Source organism: Bartonella sp. AP3QHHD, from assembly GCF_042195765.1.
In the GTDB taxonomy this organism is placed as follows: domain Bacteria; phylum Pseudomonadota; class Alphaproteobacteria; order Rhizobiales; family Rhizobiaceae; genus Bartonella.
This window is the reverse complement of record NZ_JBHIPC010000015.1, coordinates 6,359-27,231: the sequence shown is the minus strand read 5'-3', so window position 1 is coordinate 27,231 and position 20,873 is coordinate 6,359. Positions and strand designations below refer to the sequence as shown.

Annotated in this window: 18 protein-coding genes and 5 pseudogenes; 12 read left to right on the top strand and 11 right to left on the bottom strand. The window is 38.3% G+C overall.

Annotation, left to right across the window (positions count from 1 at the left end):
• Positions 1 to 308 precede the first annotated feature (308 nt).
• The 9 genes and pseudogenes from ACFIL7_RS00895 to ACFIL7_RS00855 all read right to left on the bottom strand — a co-directional run bounded on the left by ACFIL7_RS00895 (position 309) and on the right by ACFIL7_RS00855 (position 7,680).
• Positions 309 to 1,100, bottom strand: a complete 792-nt coding sequence (locus ACFIL7_RS00895; RefSeq protein WP_375636486.1) for an inositol monophosphatase family protein — start codon at positions 1,098 to 1,100, stop codon at positions 309 to 311.
• Between the two features lie 11 nt (positions 1,101 to 1,111).
• Positions 1,112 to 1,687 carry an elongation factor P gene (efp, locus tag ACFIL7_RS00890; RefSeq protein ID WP_015856958.1) on the bottom strand — a complete coding sequence of 192 codons (576 nt, stop codon included), beginning with the start codon at positions 1,685 to 1,687 and terminating at the stop codon, positions 1,112 to 1,114.
• A 441-nt stretch (positions 1,688 to 2,128) separates the two neighbouring features.
• Positions 2,129 to 2,548, bottom strand: a pseudogene (locus ACFIL7_RS00885) (helix-turn-helix domain-containing protein).
• Positions 2,549 to 2,863: 315 nt separating this feature from the next.
• Positions 2,864 to 3,262, bottom strand: a complete 399-nt coding sequence (locus ACFIL7_RS00880) for a hypothetical protein (RefSeq protein ID WP_375634416.1) — start codon at positions 3,260 to 3,262, stop codon at positions 2,864 to 2,866.
• Positions 3,263 to 3,893: 631 nt separating this feature from the next.
• Positions 3,894 to 4,288, bottom strand: a pseudogene (locus tag ACFIL7_RS00875) (helix-turn-helix domain-containing protein).
• A 374-nt stretch (positions 4,289 to 4,662) separates the two neighbouring features.
• Complete coding sequence (locus ACFIL7_RS00870) at positions 4,663 to 5,028, bottom strand: helix-turn-helix domain-containing protein (protein ID WP_375633432.1); 366 nt, start codon at positions 5,026 to 5,028, stop codon at positions 4,663 to 4,665.
• A gap of 165 nt (positions 5,029 to 5,193) precedes the next feature.
• Positions 5,194 to 6,237 carry a tetratricopeptide repeat protein gene (locus tag ACFIL7_RS00865; RefSeq protein ID WP_375674824.1) on the bottom strand — a complete coding sequence of 348 codons (1,044 nt, stop codon included), beginning with the start codon at positions 6,235 to 6,237 and terminating at the stop codon, positions 5,194 to 5,196.
• A 344-nt stretch (positions 6,238 to 6,581) separates the two neighbouring features.
• The gene (locus ACFIL7_RS00860) at positions 6,582 to 6,947 is read right to left on the bottom strand and encodes a helix-turn-helix domain-containing protein (RefSeq protein WP_375683245.1); all 366 of its coding nucleotides are present in this window, start codon (positions 6,945 to 6,947) and stop codon (positions 6,582 to 6,584) included.
• Positions 6,948 to 7,315: 368 nt separating this feature from the next.
• A pseudogene (locus tag ACFIL7_RS00855) lies at positions 7,316 to 7,680 on the bottom strand (helix-turn-helix domain-containing protein).
• Between the two features lie 443 nt (positions 7,681 to 8,123).
• Between ACFIL7_RS00855 and ACFIL7_RS00850 the strand changes: the two are divergent.
• On the top strand, positions 8,124 to 8,372 hold the full coding sequence (locus tag ACFIL7_RS00850) for an antitoxin (RefSeq protein WP_375683255.1): 249 nt from the start codon (positions 8,124 to 8,126) through the stop codon (positions 8,370 to 8,372).
• Positions 8,372 to 8,659, top strand: coding sequence for a type II toxin-antitoxin system RelE/ParE family toxin (locus ACFIL7_RS00845; protein ID WP_375634420.1), 288 nt, complete (start codon positions 8,372 to 8,374; stop codon positions 8,657 to 8,659). The genes ACFIL7_RS00850 and ACFIL7_RS00845 overlap by 1 nt, the downstream gene beginning before the upstream one ends.
• 269 nt (positions 8,660 to 8,928) lie before the next feature.
• Here the strand turns inward: ACFIL7_RS00845 and ACFIL7_RS00840 are convergent, their stop codons facing one another.
• Both ACFIL7_RS00840 and ACFIL7_RS00835 read right to left on the bottom strand, forming a co-directional pair.
• Complete coding sequence (locus ACFIL7_RS00840; RefSeq protein ID WP_375636475.1) at positions 8,929 to 9,669, bottom strand: TIR domain-containing protein; 741 nt, start codon at positions 9,667 to 9,669, stop codon at positions 8,929 to 8,931.
• 310 nt (positions 9,670 to 9,979) lie between these two features.
• Positions 9,980 to 10,642, bottom strand: coding sequence for a thiamine phosphate synthase (locus tag ACFIL7_RS00835; protein ID WP_375683244.1), 663 nt, complete (start codon positions 10,640 to 10,642; stop codon positions 9,980 to 9,982).
• Positions 10,643 to 11,007: 365 nt separating this feature from the next.
• Here ACFIL7_RS00835 and ACFIL7_RS00830 point away from each other — a divergent pair, with 365 nt between their 5' ends.
• The 10 genes and pseudogenes from ACFIL7_RS00830 to ACFIL7_RS00785 form a co-directional block, all read left to right on the top strand.
• Positions 11,008 to 12,150, top strand: a complete 1,143-nt coding sequence (locus tag ACFIL7_RS00830; RefSeq protein WP_375683243.1) for an OpgC family protein — start codon at positions 11,008 to 11,010, stop codon at positions 12,148 to 12,150.
• 181 nt (positions 12,151 to 12,331) lie between these two features.
• The gene (locus tag ACFIL7_RS00825; protein ID WP_375683242.1) at positions 12,332 to 12,850 is read left to right on the top strand and encodes a DUF1465 family protein; all 519 of its coding nucleotides are present in this window, start codon (positions 12,332 to 12,334) and stop codon (positions 12,848 to 12,850) included.
• Positions 12,851 to 12,869: 19 nt separating this feature from the next.
• A pseudogene (locus ACFIL7_RS00820) lies at positions 12,870 to 13,116 on the top strand (DUF1465 domain-containing protein); the annotation flags it as partial.
• A gap of 1,320 nt (positions 13,117 to 14,436) precedes the next feature.
• On the top strand, positions 14,437 to 14,952 hold the full coding sequence (gene ruvC / locus ACFIL7_RS00815) for a crossover junction endodeoxyribonuclease RuvC (protein WP_375683241.1): 516 nt from the start codon (positions 14,437 to 14,439) through the stop codon (positions 14,950 to 14,952).
• 13 nt (positions 14,953 to 14,965) lie between these two features.
• Positions 14,966 to 15,580 carry a Holliday junction branch migration protein RuvA gene (gene ruvA, locus ACFIL7_RS00810; protein ID WP_375617871.1) on the top strand — a complete coding sequence of 205 codons (615 nt, stop codon included), beginning with the start codon at positions 14,966 to 14,968 and terminating at the stop codon, positions 15,578 to 15,580.
• 13 nt (positions 15,581 to 15,593) lie between these two features.
• Positions 15,594 to 16,688 carry a Holliday junction branch migration DNA helicase RuvB gene (gene ruvB, locus ACFIL7_RS00805; RefSeq protein WP_375633422.1) on the top strand — a complete coding sequence of 365 codons (1,095 nt, stop codon included), beginning with the start codon at positions 15,594 to 15,596 and terminating at the stop codon, positions 16,686 to 16,688.
• Between the two features lie 211 nt (positions 16,689 to 16,899).
• Positions 16,900 to 17,340: a tol-pal system-associated acyl-CoA thioesterase gene (ybgC, locus tag ACFIL7_RS00800; protein WP_375611759.1), complete on the top strand. Its 441-nt coding sequence runs from the start codon at positions 16,900 to 16,902 to the stop codon at positions 17,338 to 17,340.
• A 1,753-nt stretch (positions 17,341 to 19,093) separates the two neighbouring features.
• Complete coding sequence (tolQ, locus tag ACFIL7_RS00795; RefSeq protein ID WP_375617873.1) at positions 19,094 to 19,807, top strand: protein TolQ; 714 nt, start codon at positions 19,094 to 19,096, stop codon at positions 19,805 to 19,807.
• A gap of 15 nt (positions 19,808 to 19,822) precedes the next feature.
• A complete protein-coding gene (gene tolR, locus ACFIL7_RS00790) occupies positions 19,823 to 20,278 on the top strand; it encodes a protein TolR (protein WP_273790463.1) in 456 nt (151 codons plus the stop codon).
• A 107-nt stretch (positions 20,279 to 20,385) separates the two neighbouring features.
• Positions 20,386 to 20,873: pseudogene (locus ACFIL7_RS00785) on the top strand (cell envelope biogenesis protein TolA); the annotation flags it as partial.

Genomic DNA, 20,873 nt, shown 5'->3' with positions numbered 1-20,873 from the left:
AATTGTATTTTTAGGTTTTTTTGGGGGCTTGATCGTTGGTGATGGTTTTGTGAACCTTTGTATACGGGGTGTTCTGTTGCAAATTTTTAGATTGTTTTTCCAAAAGCTCTCGGCTCGACTAACGGATAAGCTAAATCAAGAGTGGCAGCGCTAAGATAAGCGAAGTTTTATAAGCTCTCTCATCACAATTTTCTGAATTTTTTCATCATATTGTGTAATTTGATGAGATAGGTTGCGTGATGAGGAGTATTCAGAGGGACTCGTATTGTCTTTTAAAAAGATGTCCTTTTGAGAGCTTACTATGAGGTCTAAATGCCTTTTTTGAGAACTCTTTCTAATTTTAGGCGAATGTGTTCATTGCCGGCAATGATATTTTTTTTGCGAAATATATTGTTGCCGCCTTCTTTATCGGTGACAAAACCACCGGCTTCACGAACCATCAGTATTCCAGCAGCCATATCCCAAATTTGCAGGTTATCTTCCCAAAAGCCATCGGTTCTTCCAGCAGCCACATAAGCTAAATCAAGAGCAGCAGCACCAAAACGGCGAAGTCCGGCAACCTCTGCCATCACATTACGTAATTCAATAAGGTAGGTTCCATGATTTGGGCGACCAAAATGAGGCATTCCTGTGGCAATGACACAATCTTCTAGTCTGCGTCGAGCAGAAACGCGACAGCGGCGGTCATTGAAAAAAGCACCACACCCGCGTTCTGCGGTGAAGAGTTCATCATTCACGGGATTGTAAATGACACCACCAACGATTTTTCCTTGGCTTTCTAAGGCAATGGAAACAGCAAAAAAAGGAATGCCATGGAGAAAATTTGTGGTGCCATCTAAAGGGTCAACAATAAAACGGTGTTGTGAATCTTCTCCAATGATTTCTTCTGACTCTTCCATCAGAAAACCAAATTTGGGGCGCGCTTTGCTTAATTCATTGAAAATAATTTTTTCCGCTTTGCGATCTGCTTGGCTGACATAATCTGCTGGTCCTTTCAAAGACACTTGCAAATTTTGCACTTCACCGTAATCACGTACCAACGAGCGTCCTGCTTTCATTGCAGCTTGCACCATGACATTCATGACTGCAGAATGGGCCATTTTTTATTCCTTTATTTATCTTTTTCATTTGCGCGACGCAAATAAATCAACTCATTGGTGTCTACAATGATACGTTCACCAGCATTCATAAAGGGGGGAACAAGAATACGAATCCCGTTTTCAAGAATGGCGGGTTTATAAGAGGAGGTAACCGTTTGTCCTTTGATGGCAGGATCGGCTTCCGCAATTGTGACAGCAACTTGATCAGGAAGTGAGATGCCAATAGGCTTTTCTTGATAAAGTTCAACTGTGACAGTCATCCCATCTTGGAGAAAAGCAGCACGTTCACCAACAAAATCCTTTTGAAGTTCTAGTTGTTCATAAGATTCTGAATCCATAAAGACCAAAGCATCCCCTTGTTGATAAAGAAATGTGAAATCTTTTTGTTCAAGGCGCACGCGTTCAACGGTCTCAGCAGCGCGAAATCGCTCATTAAGTTTTGTACCATCAATCAAATTTTTCATTTCAACTTGGTTAAATGCACCACCTTTTCCTGGTTTTACAGCGTTGCATTTAACAGCAACCCATAAGCTTCCTTGATGTTCGATCACATTACCAGGGCGAATTTCATTGCCATTAATTTTCATCGTTTCTATCCAATTCTATTCTTGCAAAAAGAACTCTCTTGTTGTCTTTATGGCGCTTTTCTTTGCTGCCTTTAACAGTCAAGCTCTTTTGTTATTTTCGGGCTAAAATCCCTTTGATTAACCTTGCTGCTCTCTCATGGTCCTGTGTGCTCTTTATGGGCTTTCTCCTGCTTTTTGCAAAGAGAAAAGCTTAAGTAAAAAAGGACCTTTATGTATTTTTGCTTTTCAGTTCTTTGCAAGACCATAAAAAGCGCTCAGACGCAAGCTTTTTAAAAATTTGCACAAAAATTTTTTAGAATTTTTGGGGAAATTTATCCCGTTGTGTCGTAAAATATCATCATTGATGGCAATAATATAATTGATGGCAATGATATAAGTTCCCTAAAACCATGAGGTGTTTTTAATTAAGAATATGTGATGAATATGTGAATACGGAGTTTATTATAGTGTCTCATGGGATAGAGCGTGGTGTGTTGTCACAGGGTGTTCGTTTGTATTCTCATCAGAGATGAGCTGTAAAATGGCTCTTTGTTTTATCGAGGTTAGGACTCTAAATTTTTTGAGCAGCAGGTATTTTTCTGTACTTGATGCGATTTCATCATGAGAGTACGGGGGCTGTTGTTTTGTTAAGATATCAGCATAGAAAAAGGAAAGTAGAACATTTGAGATAGCGGCAATTTATTTTAAACGCCCTATGCTGACACGATTTAAGCCGTTTTCATATTTCTGGATTTGTTGGAAAGTGGCACCTAAATGTTGACCTAATGTTTTTTGAGACATTTTAAGCATTTTTCGTCTCAAACGAACTTTTTTGCCAATGAATTTGCCATTGAAAATGTCGTTATAAGGATTTTTACCAATACCCTAGAAAATGCTACACAGGATATAGAAAGCTATTCAGCCGCTTCAATCACAGATAAGCCAAGTTTTGCATTTATATCTTCGCGTAATAATTTGCTAGGGTATGGGGCATTTTCATTATTTTTAGTATTTTTCTTTCTTTAAATCTTAAAGCTATAACTTACACTATTTTGTATTGTTACAATCTATAATAAAATTTATCCACTCTGGCTAAAAATGAGGTTTTTTATTGAGGTGTAAATCTCTTTGGCTTTCACAAGAGCTTTTAAGTCTTTACGTGTAAAATATAGAGAATGTTTACATTAAATAGCGGGTTCATCTGGGATGAGTATTTATATAAGAACGCGGCTCTCCATTCACGTTATACTGAAAAAGAGACACTATAGTGCTACTATTTAATCTTATTCTATAACTCAAAATCACACCCATATTTTGTTGCTTTTGAGGTTGATCTGTATAGATCACATTATATCCATTCCGTCGCAACAGATTGATAAATAAAGGAGTAAAGTTGTCTGCTGTATTATTTTTCTTTATAAGAAGTGTGGTTGTAGCGGGTGGTAAAAACCCTTTGTTACCGCTAATAAATTTGTTAGCGACTAATTGTGCCTGACGCTTTGTAAGACTTTGATCAACATAATTTGATGAATAATTGCCTACAGATGCGCAACCAGCTACCAACACAACCGGTGACAGCAATAAATATTTTAACATCTTTAATTCCCCTTACTTATTGTTGCTCTTTATTTGCGAAGCTCCTCTTCCAGAAATAAGAGCAACTTTACTTATAGCACATTAACAACATATCGGTATCTAATCAATCGGTTAATTAATCGATGAATAATGGTTTCAGCTGTAAAGGCTGCTTGAAGTGCTTCTGGTGGCGTATATTTTAATAAACAGCTGCTTTTAGTGATTATGATAAAAAAGCAATTTTTTGCGTTTGCATGTTAAGATCATATCCTCGATCACTATTATAAAATGATGCGTTAGGTGCTGTTCCAGATCGACCAAAAAAATTTTCAAGCATTGCTTTTTAAGGGCTATCTTTTTTTAAATACGTATGAATGTTTATTCTGTTTTTTTAAATACTATCGTTTGAGGTGTGGTGTTTGTAAGGCATCAAATTTTGTACATGTGATGTTTTTATGAGAGTGTGTGGTGAATATTTGAGGGAGAGCTTGTCCGGATAATTTTGTGAAATGAACCACATAAAATGGGAAGCTAAAAGAGTTCTGTTCTGAGAAGACGGATTGTTTCCCAACTGGATAGGGAAGGGGCTTCTATCCTTTGAGGGGTGGGAGGCAAGTCAAGAACAGAGAGTGTAGTGCTCTATGTCATGATGTTAAAAGCTTTCATTTTGATCAGAGAGTAATTGTAAAATGGCTCTTTGTTTTATCGAGGTTAGAACTCTAATTGTTTTATCGAGGTTAGAACTATAAATCTTTTTAAAAGTAGGTATTCCTCTGTACTTGATGCGATTTCATCATGAGAGTACGGGGGCTGTTGTTTTGTTAAGATATCCGCATAGAAAAAGACAAGTGGAACATTTAAGATATCGGCAATTTCTTTTAAACGCCCTGCGCTGACACGATTTAAGCCGTTTTCATATTTCTGGATTTGTTGGAAAGTAACACCTAAATGTTGACCTAATGTTTTTTGAGACATTTTTAGCATTTTTCGTCTCAAACGAATCTTTTTGCCAATGAAAATGTCATTATCAAGATTTTTGGCTCGCATTTTAAAGCCCCCGCCGGTTGCGAGCGCCCTCGCGTTGGTATTCCGGGAGCTTGAAAATACTGAGTTCTAGTCAGCCTTTTTGCTTTTAGTGCTTAAAGCACCTGGACATAGCAAAAACTCCCGGAATTCCGGGATACCCACAAAGTGGGTTCATCTTTACGCTAGAACTTAGGGTTTTCAAGGCCCCTTTTGGTCGTTGCGTATGCGACCAAAACATCTTTTAATTCATAAAGTAATTTCAGGAAATTTACAATAAAAATTAAAATAGCGTCTCTTAACGTGTCGTTTCTTAAAATGGAGGGGTGGCATGTTTTGCATTTAAGCAATAAAGTGTTCACAAGGGGGCTTTGAATAGCGTACGCTATCGCGTGATGTTAGCTTGCATTCTCATCAGAGATCAGCTGTAAAAAGGCTTTCTGTTTTATCGAGGTTAGAACTCTAAATCTTTTGAGCAGCAGGTATTCTTCTGTACTTGATGCGATTTCATCATGAGGGTATGGGGGTTGTTGTTTTGCTGAGGTGTCCGCATAGAAAAAGACAAGTGGAACATTTAAGATATCGGCAATTTCTTTTAAACGCCCTGCGCTGACACGATTTAAGCCGGTTTCATATTTCTGGATTTGTTGGAAAGTAACACCTAAATGTTGACCTAATGTTTTTTGAGACATTTTTAGCATTTTTCGTCTCAAACGAATTTTTTTGCCAATGAAAATGTCGTTATCAAGATTTTTGGCTCGCATTTTAAAGCCCCCGCCGGTTGCGAGCGCCCTCGCGTTGGTATTCCGGGAGTTAAAAACACTGAGTCCGAATCAGCCTTTTTGCTTTTAGTGCTTAAAGCACCTGGACAGAGCAAAATCTCCCGGAATTTCTATAAATTTTATCTTTTTGAAGCAGAGAGGAGTATTTTAAAAAACAGGAAGGAGCTTTATTGCTTCTTTGTGCGCTTTTTCTAGTTGTGCCTTATCCATGCCTTGGAGCATTATTTCAAGATCAGGAGCTTGCATTTTTGCCTCCTTTGCAAGCATATACCATGCCGCTGCCATTATTGTATCGCCTTTTGTTCCTGTGCCATCTCGATAAAGCCTTGCAAGGGAAATCTGTGCTGGTGCAATCATGTTGACGGCATTTCTGTGAAGTAAATGAAAAGCACGCTGAAAATCTGTTTCTCCTCCACGCCCTTGTACAAGCCATTGTGCTAAATGAAGTTGAGCTTTTAAGTGGTTGTTTTGAGCTGCTACTTCCATGAGCTTGCGGGCATTGTGATCATCTTTTGGTCGTTTTAATGTGCCTAAGGAAAGAATTTTTGCAGCAGAAAAAGCCGCTTCAGCATCCCCAAGAGCAGCACCTTTTAAGTACCATTTTAAGGCTTGCTCTATTGCTTCATTTTCACGACTTTGGGAAGAAACACCAGGGAGAGCTTGTTTTTCCTGTGAGGCTTTATAAAGAAGCAGTTGTCCATAATAAAAATAGGCTTCCTTGACGCCTGCTTTGACAGCTTTTTGAATGAATTGCGCACCAAGTTCTTGATTTTGTTTTATAAAGTGACCATCAAACAACATAAGTCCATAGCGTAGTTGTGCTTGGGGTTCCCCCTGTTTTGCGGCGCGTTCAAACCATAAAGCAGCACGCGCACCGTCAATAGGAACAGCACATCCTTCCATATAAATTCGGGCAAGAAGAGTTTGTGCAAAAGGATCATTTTTTTCAGCACGTCGGAGTGCTTCACGAAAAGCTTTTAAATAATAACCTTGGATGTAATAGTCATAGGCTTGGTCATAGTCTCCAGCTTTTAAGGGCTGAAAAGGTTCTTGAGTGTTTGAAGCTTCTTGAATCGTATTGAAAGAGCTTTCAGAATTTGAGATTTCTTCAGTGTTTCCCGCTGAACTTACAGCAGAACTTGCAAGCCCAATCACGCCTAAGATAAGCAGCTTCACACTTCTCTTGATCATGGTGTTTTCTCCTCATTACCGATCAGAATTTTCACATTTTTTTTTCATCATTACAAGCCGTATAAGAATTTCATTTCTATATTACTTTTTATCTCTCAGTTTTTCGTCTTGGTTCAAGGTAGGGTTGGGTAAGTTAAAAAAGTAGCATAAATGTCGACGAGAGACAGACTGTTTAAAACAGTTCTGTTAAAAGTAATAATGATGAAGGGTTATCGTATGTAAAGATGCTTATCTTCTATTATATCAAGGGCTTCTCCTCTTAAAATGAAAAAATGCTTACAATGGAGGTTGCTTTTTAAAATACGTATGAATGCTTATGAATAGCGCACGCTATCCGTGTGATGTTAGCTTGCATTCTCATCAGAGATTAGCTGTAAAAAGGCTTTCTTTTTTACCGTTGTGAGAGTTCTAAATCTTTTGAGCAGCAGGTATTCCTCTGTGCTTGATGCGATTTCATCATGGTGGTATGGGGACTGCTGTTTTGTAATGATATCCGCATAAAAAAAGGAAAGTGGAACATTCAAGATATCAGAAATTTCTTTTAATCGCCCTGCGCTGACACGATTTAAGCCGTTTTCATATTTCTGGATTTGTTGGAAAGTAACACCTAAATGTTGACCCAATGTTTTTTGAGACATTTTTAGCATTTTTCGTCTCAAACGAATTTTTTTGCCAATAAAAAGATCAATATTAAGATTTTGAGATTGCATTTTTCCCCGCCGGTTGCGAGCGCCCTCGCATGAGTATTCCGGGAGTTAAAAGCACTGAACTCAAATCAGCATTTTGCTTTTAGTGCTGAGAAGCACTTGGACATAGCAAAATCTCCCGGAATTCCGGGATACCCACAGGAGTGGGTAAATTCATGTTTGAGTTTTTCAGGCTTTTAATCCCTATTGGTCGTTGCGTATGCGACCAAAACATCTTTTAATTCATAAAGTAATTTCAAAAAATTTACAATAAAAATTAAAATAGTGTCTCTTAACGTGTCGTTTTTTAAAATGGAGGGGTGGTATGTTTTGCATTCAAGCAATAAAGTGTTACAAAGGGGACTTTGAATAGTGCACGCTATCGCGTTATATTAGCTTGCATTCTCTTCAGAGATCAGTTGTAAAAAGGCTTTCTTTTTTACCGTTGTGAGAGTTCTAAATCTTTTGAGCAGCAGATATTCCTCTGTGCTTGATGCGATTTCATCATGGTGGTATGCGGGCTGTTGTTTTGTAATGATATCGGCATAAAAAAAGGCAATGGGAACATTCAAAATATCAGAAATTTCCATTAAACGCCCTGCGCTGACACGATTTAAGCCGTTTTCATATTTCTGGATTGTTGGAAAGTGACACCTAAGTGCTGACCTAATGTTTTTTGAGACATCTTCAACATTTTTCGTCTCAAACGAATTTTTTTGCCAATGAAAATGTCGTTATCAAGATCTTTGGTTTGCATTTTAAAGCCCCCCCGCCGGTCGCGAGCGCCCTCGCATGAGTATTCCGGGAGCTTGAAAGTACTGAAATCTAATCAGCTTTTTTTGCTTTTAGTGCTTAAAGCACCTGGACATAGCAAAAACTCCCGGAATTCCGGGATACCCACAAAGTGGGGTAAATTCATGTTTAGATTTTCGGGCTTTCAAGACCCTCTTGGTCGTTGCGTATGCGACCAAAACATCTTTTAATTCATAAAGTAATTTCAGGAAATTTACAATAAAAATAGTTTTTTACTTACAAAATTTGTTTTTTAATGAGAGGCTATCTGCCTCTTAAACCTCTCTGGAATGATTACCAAAATCATGACAACAGCCCCCGTGTTTTTTGAGAGGGTTAAAAAGCCTTAAGTTTTAAGATCAAAAGAACTTTGGACGCTTAAAAGTTAAACATTTTCAATTCGCTAGTATTGACAACATAGCCAAGAGTAATTATCTTCAATATTCAGGAATAGAAAGGACATATGTTATAAAGATCACCCTTTCTCTGCTAATTTCAGAGTTCGAAACCGTTGAACAGGAAAGCAGTTACACTGCATGGCTGCGCGATAAGGTAGCGAGCAGTCTTGCAAATCCATATCCTCCTATTCCGCATGATGAGGTTATGGCTGAAATGGAAGTTATAATCAGTCAGCTTGAAGCTGAACAGGAAAAGTGATGCTTCCGGTTGTTTGGTTGTCTTCGGCGCGCGACGATTTGCGTCAGATTTTAACTTATATTGCTCGCGAAAATCCATCTGCTGCGCGCCGAATGAAAAGGTTTTTGGAAGCATCCGTACTGCCATTGGCTGAACATCTATATTTATACAGACAGAGTGAGAAGGTATTAGGATTACGAGAAATTGTAGCGCATCCAAATTACCTTATATTGTATCAAGTAGCTGCAAATCAAATCGAAATTGTAGCTGTAGTACATGCCCGACGTGAATTTCCTATTTTTCTTTAATCTAATGAGAGGCTGCCTCTTAAACTTTGCAAGTCCATCAAAATTATGACAACATCCCCGCGTTTATCAAAGAGACTAAAATGATTTCTTCCATGGTAATGAATTTCGGTCTCTTCATTAAAATTTGCACAATCGCTTGCTGTTTGAAGAAGGGTGGGGGGTGGATCGTTTCTTTGAGCCTATAGGATGTGTGTGTCTGTGGAATGTGGTGGGGTGTCTTGTGGTTTTGGGCGTGCGCTTTAAAAAATAAACATAAGCATTATTCAAATTTAACGTGATGCTGTAGCAAATTTTTTTGCATCTAAATTGTAGCCGGCTTCACATAGTCGATCAAAAAGATCCGGAAGTGTTTCTTTTACGTGTTTTTTAAAAGGAATGTATTTAAGCCCACCAAAATCTGAAGGGAGTTCAAGGTCTTGTTTTTTTAGAATAGCGACATTTTTGCGAGAAAGTGCAGCGGTTAACATGCCCATTTCAAAAATAACGTTTTGTCGTGCACGAAATTGTTCTTTTTTTTCCTTGTCAGATCTAGCATAGCCTATATCATCGGGAGTAAATAGCACAATACCAAATCCTATAGAATCGTTACAAGCTTCTTTTTCCAAAATTTCAATGAGGGTTAAACCATTACCACCAGTATTTTTTAAGATGTATGGTTCGAGACCAAGCCTGCGAAGAATAAGTTCAAGTTGCTCTAGAGCAATATGGTCATGGCCATGAACGATAAAGATTTTTTTATTTGAAGGATTGGAAGCAGTTTTTGAGGAAGGAATCGTTGATGTTTCTTCTAGATGCTTTGCTAAATCTTCTGTTAGCTTTTGTTTTATGTTTGCGCTGCCTTGAACTTGAAGTTTTCCTGTGCTTTTAAACCAATTAGTAGTGCCTCCTTCGGAGGTTTTGATCTGATATCCTTCAGGGGATGGATGTGATAGAGGTTTAGTTTCTTTGATTTGATATCCAGCTTTGCGAATTATGTTTTTAAGATCTTCAAGTGTTCCGCTATATTGCATTTTTATGTCCCCTGCATATTTGTATCGTCAGCTATTGGTATTCAGTACCAATATTGAAAATGACCATTTTCCCCAATCATAATGCTTTGTCTTTATAAGACATCGAACGAGAAAGTTTTTATGATCCTTTTTTCTATATATTATATGAAAACAAGACGATAGGTTTTTCATCAATTTGATTGAATTATTAAGCAATTTTATTGAGTTTCGAGGTATCCTCTTTATCTGTTATTGTGTGTTCTATATAAGTAATATAGTGGTGAGTGTTTGGATTTTTATTAACGTTTTATTTATAAATTCTCCTCCTATATTACAAGGGGGTTTTCTCACATTTTTCTTGCATTGTTTTAAGCAGTATTAAGGGGTTGTCGTTCCCCAAAATGACTTCTTCTACAGCAATGAATTCACATCCAGTCTTTAAGACTTCATCAAAGGTTGAAAAATCGCTTCCTGCTTGGATAATGGCGGGGGTTTGCATAATTTCTGCCCACCATGTTGCTAACTGTAGATTGCGGGGGTGCGCATGGGGTTTTTTATCAGCCCCGAGTTTTCCAAAGAACAGGTAATCAACACCTGTTTCCGCTGCAAGCATAGCACTATGGCGATTGCGTAAATTGCCAAAGCCTATGATTTTTTGTTCCTTTTGCTGATTTTTGAAGCTTTCAAGAGCGTTAAGATCATCTTCTATGTGCAATCCATCAGCCTTTATGCGCCCAGCAATGCGGCTTTCATCAGCGATGAGAAGGGCTGCGTCATGATGTTGAATATCTTCTGCGTAAGTTTGCGCTTGTTGTTGTAAAAAAGAGCCATCATCTTTCAACTTTTCAGAATCATAGAGGATGACGCATGCAAAAGACTTTGTTTGTAAAATTTGCTGCAAAAATGTGTGTGGGGTGTTGCGCCGAACATCAAGTGTTAAAATCAACTGAGGGAAAAGAGGTGGATCAATTGGTTTATTTTTTTGTTGTGTCATGTCAAATCCCTGTTTCTTAGAAAAAATAACGCTTAAAAATTAAAGTTTCATTCTATTATGCTTATTTGCAATGAAAGTGACCACCATTTTCACGTAATTTAAAGGATTTGTGGGTGTGTAGAAGCCTGTTTATGAGAAATGAGAGTGTTTTTAAGCATAATATGTTGCCTTTTTGTTGTGATACACGTATGGACGCTTTTCGTTCTTTTGCCTTTAAAAAACTTTTGCTTTAAAAAAATAAACGCTTAAAATGAAACTTGACTCTTAAAAATTAAAATTTCATCTTGTTCATGCTTGTTGGCAATAAGGGTAAGCACCATTTTTATTGGGACTTCAAGGGGTTTGTGACGTGTGGGAGTCCACTGATGAAATACCAAGGTATTCTTGAGCATAATACTCAACCTTCTCATCGTGATACACGTATTGATGTTTTTCGTTCTTTAGCCTTATTGACAATTTTCATCAACCATATTCCTAGAACGATCTATGAGTCTTTTACTCATAGAAATTTCGGTTTTTCTGATTGTGCAGAAGTATTTGTTTTGCTTTCAGGGATTGCTCTTGGGTTAAGCTTTCATGCGCGGTTACAGCAAAAATCCTTTGCTTTTATTATCCGAAAACTTTGGTACAGAGCTCTGCAGCTCTATGGTGCATACCTTTTTACGACTTTTGTCACGTTAAGCCTTTTTTTTGCTGCCTTTTTATTATGGCGAACAGAAAAACTTTTATCAATGAACAATGTAGGACTCTTTTTTAAAGAGCCTGGTATCGCATTTTTGAGTACCTTAAGCTTTGGGCATCAATTGGGATATAATAATATTCTTCCTCTTTATATCGTTTTGATGTTTTTTGCGCCTTTTATCCTTTATTTGAGTTGTAAGCAGACAAAATGGCTGCTTTTGGGCTCCTTTACACTGTATCTTATCTGCGGATTTTATAAAATTGCTCCTCCTTCTTATCCTTTAGAGGGAAAGTGGTTTTTAAACCCTTTGTCTTGGCAATTCTTATTCGTCATAGGATTGACCAGTACTTTAGCGCTTAAACAAGGAAAAAAAATCGCTTTTCAGTCTTTTTGGATTGTTTGTGCGGCAGCGTATCTCTTGTTGGCGCTGTTATGGGTTCGCTTAAACTGGTGGGGCATTTTGGGGTGGCTTGGCTGGTCTTCCCCGTTGGTGAACTTTAATAAAACCTTTTTAAGCTTGCCACGTTTACTCCATGTTCTTGCATTAGCCTTTCTCATTCTTTCTTTGCCACGCATCAATAAATGGTTTTATGTTTCTCAGAAACATCCTTTAGCAATTTTAGGAAAACATAGTTTACCGGTCTTTGTAACGGGAACCATTTTTGCGATGTTTGGACAAATTATAAAAACAGTGATGACAGAAACGGTTTTTTCCGATACCTTCTTAATAATAACGGGTATTGCTTTGCAATTTGGAGTCGCTTATTATTGTGAAAAACGGCAATCTTGGCAGTGGTCCTTTTCAAGGAAAATGATCCGTTTATAAAAAACATTCCTATAGTGTTTGTTGGGCACGTTAACCTTAGTATAAAAAGTGCGTTGCGCAAAAAAATTAAAAGAGGTAGCAGTTTTAAAAAAAAAGCGTTCTATACAGCAACAAAAGAAACTTTTTAATACTCTGTTCGTTGAGGGGTATGATTTTGTGCTGATACTTGGAGTATAAAAGCGTGAGTGTACATAAACGTCCATATGATGAACCTATTATCATGATTGAGCATAATGCTTTTGAAAATGCTTTTAATCGTCTCTACGAAGAAACAATGGCGCTGATTGAAAAAACCGCAGCGTATATTGACTCAGAAGGGAAATTAGTGGCACGCTCTCTTTCGGCAGAGGTTTCTGCAGTCTATGCGAAAGAGGCTATGTATTTAAGTACACGACTTATGCAAATCGCTTCTCAACTCCTTCTTCTTCGCGCAGAGCGTGAAGGGGAAATGTCATCAGAACAAATAAAAAAAGAAATTGTAAAAGTGTCACTTCATACACCGACATTGGAACTTGAAACCCCTCATTGGCAAGAACTGCCAGAAATTTTTCGCCAATTTGTTTCTCATTCATTGCGTTTAGAAGCGCGGATACAGTATATGCGTGCTGGGTGGGAAACTGCAGCCTCTTGTGCCTTAGAAGATGATAACCCTGTAGGAAAACAAATCGAATTGCTCAAAACAGCCTTTGGGCGTTCTTAGAGGTACTCCCCTTGTTTTGCGCGAAGGGGAAATATCATCAGAACAAATAAAAAAAGAAATTGTAAAAGTGTCACTTCATACACCGACATTGGAACTTGAACCCCCTCATTGGCATGAATTGCCAGAAATTTTTCGTCAATTTGTTCTCATTCATTACGTTTAGAAGCGTGCATTTTGTTTCATTTAGAGATGCTGCTGTAGTTTAAGCGCTTTGGTCAATAAGCGGCGGCTATATTTTGAACGATGATAATCCAGTGGGAAAATAAATCGAATTACTGAAAACAGCTTTTGGGCGTTCTGAGAAGAATAGCGCCTTGCTTCTTTCTTGCGATATTTAGAGCAGTATATCCATTTTTTACAACCAAAATTTCACAACTAAAACCAATCTAGAGTGCTTTTTTCTGCCTAATTTCTATTTGAGCGTAGGAAATATCTTGAGTTTATAGCTGAGAGAGGGATAGGTATTGATTTTGAATTATGGCATGGAATAGGGTATGGTTGGTCTTTGTGGGAAATCGACTTTGGTTGATTGCAGCTAGAACACTTTCTGTTGATCTATCGTGTGATTTTGTTTTGGCTCTGATAATGATTAGACGCTAGATAGAGCAGGGGCTTGTACATCAATTTATTTATGCTCTATAATTTATGCCTATAAAGTTGCTGTAAAATGTGTGTTAATGAGGATAATACACATTGTTGCAGTTTTGGGGCTTCTTTTGTTTTGAATGGAAGTTATTTCCCTCGCGTAAAATAAAATATCCAAAATCAAAGTGCCATATAAAGTGCTATATAATGAATGCCTCAGGGATTCTCTGTGTCCCATGCATAATGTCCCTCTCCATGCATATGTTTCCCTTCCATGCAATGTCATTGTGGTGTGATGAGTATATTCAAAAACACCTCTCAGTTCTTGTTTACATCCATTGAGCTCCCTCATTTTTACGCTTGCAAAATATTTGCCAGTCCTCAATGTTGTGACAGCCCTTGGCACTTGAGACAATTCATTAGAGGCATTTTTAGTCCTTTCTTGTACAGTTTCACTCTATACGGCAATCCCACGTTTCATATGTAAGCGAATGGTTTTGATTGATTCAATATAAACAGATTTGTAATGAGAAAATCTTAGGATATTCGGGATTCTTATGCAACATACAAAATAATTAATTATCATTATAAATCAATGTGTTGATTTATAATGGTAGCGTCATGCTATAATGTAAAAAGTTTTCGCAAAGTGTGTACCATCCATTGCATAGCCTCTTTACACTTAATGAATGTACAATCCAGCACTCTCTATTTGCTCGCTTGCGATGTTTAACCGTTATGGCATTAGATATGATATAGAAAGGGAATTTTTATGCTTTAGAGGGTGTTTGCTTGTAATGTGTGAATGGTTTTGATTGATTTCAGTTATGCTTCATAAAGTGTGTTCCATAAAGATGCTGTTCGTTGTGTGTTATAATTGTATAAATTTGGGGGGATGATTATCTTTTTACTGGTTTTGTCTTGGGTTGTTGTTTTCTTTGTGGTCTTGTCTTTATTCACATCTTTATTCACAGGGGGGAAAAGTGTATAGACTGTAGTTTATGGCAGAGATGATTCGTATTATAGGCATTGATCCCGGATTACGGCGTACAGGGTGGGGCGTTATCGATGTTGTGGGTAATCGTCTTCAGTTTATTGCAGCAGGGACGGTTTCTTCTGATGTACAGTGTGAGCTGGCTTCCAGGCTATGTCAGATCCACAAAGGTCTTTCAGAGGTTGTGCATCAATTTATGCCCCATGAAGCTGCTGTAGAACATGTGTTTGTCAACAAAGATGCTACAGCAACTTTAAAACTTGGGCAAGCGCGTGCAATTGCATTGCTGGTTCCTGCGCAAGCAACTCTTCCTGTTTTTGAATATGCGCCCAACAAAGTGAAAAAATCGGTTATTGGTGTTGGACATGGGGCTAAAGAACAAATCCATATGATGGTCAAAGTTCTCCTCCCACGGGCTGAATTTGATAGCAGTGATGCAGCTGATGCTCTTGCTCTTGCTCTTTGTCATAGTATGCATCGTAAGAGTGTTGACCGATCTTATCAGGCAAGGATGGCGATATGATTGGGGTGAAAGCATGATTGGCAAATTAAAGGGCACCCTTGAACATATCTTTGATGATCATATCCTTCTTGATGTTCACGGTGTGGGGTATGTTGTTTTTGTGTCAAATCGTCTGCGTCCTTCTTTACCCTCGGTTGGGGAGGCGTTAAGCCTTTTTATTGAAACGCATGTTCGGGAAGATGCAATCCGCCTTTTTGGTTTTGCTACAAGAGCTGAACAGGAGTGGTTTTGTCTTCTACAAAATGTTCCTGGAGTAGGGGCAAAGGTTGCTTTGGCAATCTTGGGTACTTTATCGCCAGATGAACTTGCACAGGCTATTGCTTTAAACGATGTTGCGATGATTAGTCGAGCGCCAGGCGTTGGTAAAAAAGTCAGTGAAAGAATTGTGGGTGAACTGAAAAGTAAAACACTCCCCTTTGAACAAGCTGTCAAGACTGTTTCGGTTCCTCAGCGTGAGATGACCAATCAACCTGCGCATGATGCGCTTTCCGCGTTGATGAAGCTAGGGTTTGAACGGGAACATGCATCCCGTGCTCTTGCTCTTGCGATGAATGCTCTTGAGGGGGAAACTGTTTCTTCTGCCCTGCTGATCCGCCATAGTCTCAAATTGCTTTCTTCTCCTACTTAAAATCAAGGTAACAATGCATAAAGATGAAGATAAACGCCTTCTGGGTTCCGCCCCCCTTCCTAACGATCCAGATCGTTCCTTGAGGCCACAAGTTCTCGATGACTTTATTGGTCAAGAAGCGGCGCGGGCTAATTTAAAAATATTTATTGAAGCAGCAAAAACGCGGCAAGAAGCGCTGGATCACGTTTTGTTTGTAGGGCCACCGGGGTTGGGAAAAACAACGCTTTCACAGATTATGGCAAAAGAATTAGGCGTTAATTTTCGCTCTACTTCAGGGCCGGTCATCGCTAAAGCAGGGGATTTAGCCGCTCTCTTGACCAATCTTGAAGAACGTGATGTCTTGTTTATTGATGAAATTCATCGCTTAAATCCGGCGATTGAGGAAATTCTTTATCCAGCCATGGAAGATTATCAACTTGATTTGATCATTGGGGAGGGGCCGGCCGCACGCTCGGTGAAAATTGATCTGGCTAAATTTACTTTGGTAGCGGCAACCACACGTTTGGGGCTTTTGACCACGCCGCTGAGAGACCGTTTTGGCATCCCAATTCGTCTCAATTTTTATACTATAGAAGAATTGGAATATATTGTGCAGCGTAATGCACGACTTTTTGCCGTCAAGATCAGTGATGATGGTGCTCATGAAATTGCACGCCGAGCACGGGGGACCCCTCGTATTGCCGGACGGCTTTTACGGCGTGTTTGTGATTTTGCTTTGGTTAAACAAGCAAAACAAATTGACCAAAAAATCGCCGATGAAGCGCTTTCGCGCCTTGAGGTTGATCATCTTGGTCTTGATCCGCTTGATCGTCGCTACTTGCTCCTGATTGCGGAAACTTTTTTAGGGGGACCGGTGGGGATTGAAACAATTGCTGCTGCTTTATCAGAACCACGCGATGCCATTGAAGATATTGTTGAACCGTATTTGCTCCAACAAGGGTTTATTCATAGAACCGCTCGTGGACGCATTCTAACTGAAAAGGCTTGGAGCCATTTAGGGCTTTCTGCTCCAGCCTCTACAACGTCTATACAAAGGCGTTCTCAACTTTCTGAGGCTCAAGAGAATTCATCATTTCAGACATCTTTATGGGATGGGGAAGATGATTAAGACATTCTCTTTATTAAAAGAAACTATGTGAATATTTTATAGCAAGGTCATAAAATACAAGAGACGTGCCTTCTTTTAGCATATTCTGGCTAAAAAGGTTTGGCACTATTAAAAATTTTTTGCTTTTCACAACTTCAACACAAAAATGTGTTCAATCTTTTGATTGATAGATAATTTGCTATATTAGATGATTTTATGGGATATGAAGTCGATGACAGAAATAACACCTTTTAAGAGCAATCATACAAACGCTTTTCATAATTTTCAGGTCCGCGTTTATGTTGCGGATACAGATTTTTCCGGTGTAGTTTATCATGCGCGTTATCTTGAGTTTTTTGAACGAGGACGTTCAGAGTTTTTACGGGATACCGGTTTTAATAATAAGATGTTAGCAGCAGGGGGTGAGGGGGAAAAACTGTTTTTTGTTGTTCGTCATATGGAAATTAATTTTTCAAGACCCGCTAAAATTGATCATCTTTTAGTCGTTAAAACACGTGTTACTCATATCCAAGGGGCCCGCTTTTTTATGGAGCAATCTATTTTGCATGAGATGACCACGTTGGTAACAGCCAAAGTTGAAATTGCTCTGATTAATGAGGAGGCAAAACCGCGACGTTTACCCAAAGAACTTTTTGCAAAAATGCTTGGTTAAAAGTGTTCTTCATTGAATTAGCAGTTTCAGGAAAGATCAGCAGATATAAAGTAATCTACAATCTAAGATTATACATATTTATCATAGCCTAAATGTTTTCCAATAAGGTTACACGATACAGCAAAAGAAAGCACCTCTGCTACAATAACTACAATAAATTGAAGATGATATCCCACAAAATTAAACATACCTCATCCATGTTATGATTCAAAATCAATGTCGCCTCATCCATTTTCTGCTATAAACTCAAGATATTTTCTTTCTTTTGAAGAAAGGTTTGTTGGCATCAGAAAGCAGCGAAAAAGTACAAAATATAAAAAAATAAAAATGGATTAAGATTTATTTTTATAAAAATGCACATACTCAGCACAATATTGCAATAAAGTGATAATAAGCTATTAGGTCGAAAATTGTCTCAAAACACCTAAAGGGTGTTTTTAAGCAATTTGATTTGTTTTTTTACTGGATTATCATTTGGCATCACAAAAGCGCGTGTTTCATCCATTTCTATCCATCATGCATGACTTTATGTGCTATAATGCGCGATTTATGTGCGCTTCTAAACGTAGTGAATGAGTGAGAGATCAATGTATGCAAAGCAGAAATGCATTCTTGCATTTAAAGTTTCAAAAGCATATTATTCTATATAATATATTGACTTAGAAAGATAAATTATCACTTCTTACGGGCACAAACCCTAATAGAGGAATAGAATAAAATACTTTCATTTCAAATCTGTTCATGTTGAAACAATTAAAATCATTTGCTTACACATCATAAGAGAGCAATATAAATTATTGAAAAAAATTGTAAAAATGTTCCTTATGGATCATTCTCAATGCAATAACGATCAAATATCGCAAGTGAGCAAAGAGAGCGAAGAAGCCGGTTTTCATAAAGTAAAGATGTGAAAAGGCTTTTTTCATATCACAGAAGCTTGTACGTTACACCATGATGCCAGAGAGATGATAGGGATTGAAAGGGGTAAATTCACAACACAATGAGATTACATGAGACTTACACTAGATTATATAGGACTTATAATAGGGGTGTATGGGTGAGGCACATTGTTGTGAGGCATTTTATGGTGGTTTATTGTCGTTTTTTGTGCCCGATGGTGTACCCCGTATTCAATTCGATGGAAAATGAGAGAAATAATAGCCTGAGGCAAAGCGTCATCTTTTATGATGATAACATATTTATTTACAATGATAATTCATTGCGTTGTCACTTTCAGATAATTCTGAAACTTGTAAAACTTTTTCTTTTCAAGCTCTATTGCCGCGAATTAATCAAAAACATTTTCTTACATGTCACAAGCGGAGTTGGTGAGTGGATACAAAAACACTTAAGAAAGGAATAAAATACCTCTTACGAATCTTTTCAAGTGCTAAGACTTATTGCAGCATTTTAAGCTAGAAACGCGTATGATGATTTAGCGTTCTTTTTATAAACGTAAAGATGGTGGTGCATAATAGATTTAATATTATGCATTTTTATATCTTTTATTTTTATAGTATTTATGGATAAGTCCTTATCGTTATATTTTTCATAAATGCTGTTGTGAAATGAGGGGGGCGTGCATTGAGGGATGTCTCTCGTCATCACTTTTTAAGGAAATTTAAGAAACAAGTCTTGTTTTAGCGCATGGATTTATGTGAAACTAGAGTCTTTACTTAAATTTAGAAACTATAAAATAATCTGTTTTATAAAATTAAAAAAAATGCATCTTTCATTTAGAGGGACAAAAATTATGCCGCATGTAGAACTAACGAATCCAGAAACAATTGGAATGTTGCATTTGTTTATGCAAGCGAGTTGGATCGTGAAAGGTGTTATGATTGGGTTGCTGCTCGCTTCTATCTGGAGTTGGGCAATTATTTTTGATAAAATTTTTACGTATCGGAGAATACGGCGTGAAATAAAGCAGTTTGAACGCACATTTTGGTCTGGCAAAGCGCTAGAAGATCTTTATGCATCATGCAAAAGTCAACGTACCAATAGTATATCCGCAGTTTTTATAGCAGCAATGGTTGAATGGAAAAAATCTCTTGAAAAAGGGACCCATACATCGAAAAGTTTGCAGAGCAGAATTGATAAGGCTATGGATTTGACGCTGGGACGTGAAAGTGAAAAAATAGAATCAAAATTAAGTTTTCTTGCGACACTGGGATCTGCGGGACCTTTTATCGGACTTTTTGGAACAGTTATTGGTATTATGGAGTCTTTTCTTTCTATTTCAGCTTCTCAAAATACATCACTTGCCATTGTCGCGCCAGGGATTGCAGAAGCGCTTTTGGCAACCGCTATTGGTTTGTTTGCAGCAATTCCAGCTGTTATTGCTTATAACAAGTTGACTCATGAAAGTGCGCGCATCATTGCACAAATAGAAAATTTTGCCGATGAATTTTCAACAATTGTATCGCGGCGTATTGATGAAACACGCACAGCACCTTCCTCTTTATAAAAAGGATCTTATCCCATGGGCGTTTCTGTTGCTTCTTCTTCTTCTCGCAAAAATACACGTAGGCGGCATCATTCACGAAGCCAACTGATGAGTGAGATCAATGTCACTCCTTTTGTGGATGTCATGCTGGTCTTGTTGATTATTTTTATGGTCTCTGCTCCCCTTTTAGTGAACGGTGTTCCTCTAGATTTGCCTCGTAGTCAAGCGGGTCCCGTACGAGCTCAAAAAACACCCCTTACGGTTTCACTTGACGCGCAAGGGCGCTTTGCCATTAATCAAGATTATTATGAAACGTCACAGGCACTGATTGCACACCTGAAAACTCTTCTGGAAGCAGATGCTACACAAAAAGATCAACGGGTTTTTGTGCGGGTTGCCAAAACTGTTGAATATCAACAAGTATTAAAACTGCTGGCGGATATTCAAAAAGCGGGGTTTTCTCAAGTTGCGTTAGCAAGTTTAGCACAATAAATAATAAGTAATAAAATTGTGCATAACCGGTTGTTTTTAAGATGTTTTTAAAAGAGCATAGAGTGATTAAAAATGAAAAAATGTAAGGCATAAGTAAGGCATAAAGAATGAACAAAGACTCTTATCATAGTATGAAACGAGGCTTGGCTTTATCCCTTGTGGTCCATGTCATTTTTCTCAGTTGGGGAGCTATTCAGTTTACAAGCTCTGTCTCTTTACCACAACCATTGGAAGCAATTCCCATCACTCTTGCTCCTTTAGTGGGCGAGTTTTCTTCTCAACAAGGAGCCGTGAAGGCTCCTATCCGTGCAATCCCTGCCATAAAACCAACTATGCAACCACAAGAGAAAGAAGATGCACGCCATATTGGAGAGGGACAAATAGATAGTCTGGCACCGTTTCAACCAAAGGAAAAGCTGCGTCCCGTTGAAACAGCATCGCCACCATCAAGCGAGAACACATCAGAAACATTTGCACCCGAACTTACAAAACCAGAATTATTAGAAGCAAAAACAGAGGATGCACCCAAGGTTGCGCCTGAGATGCCTTTGGAGGCACCGGAGGATGCACCCAAGGTTGCACCTGAGATGCCTTT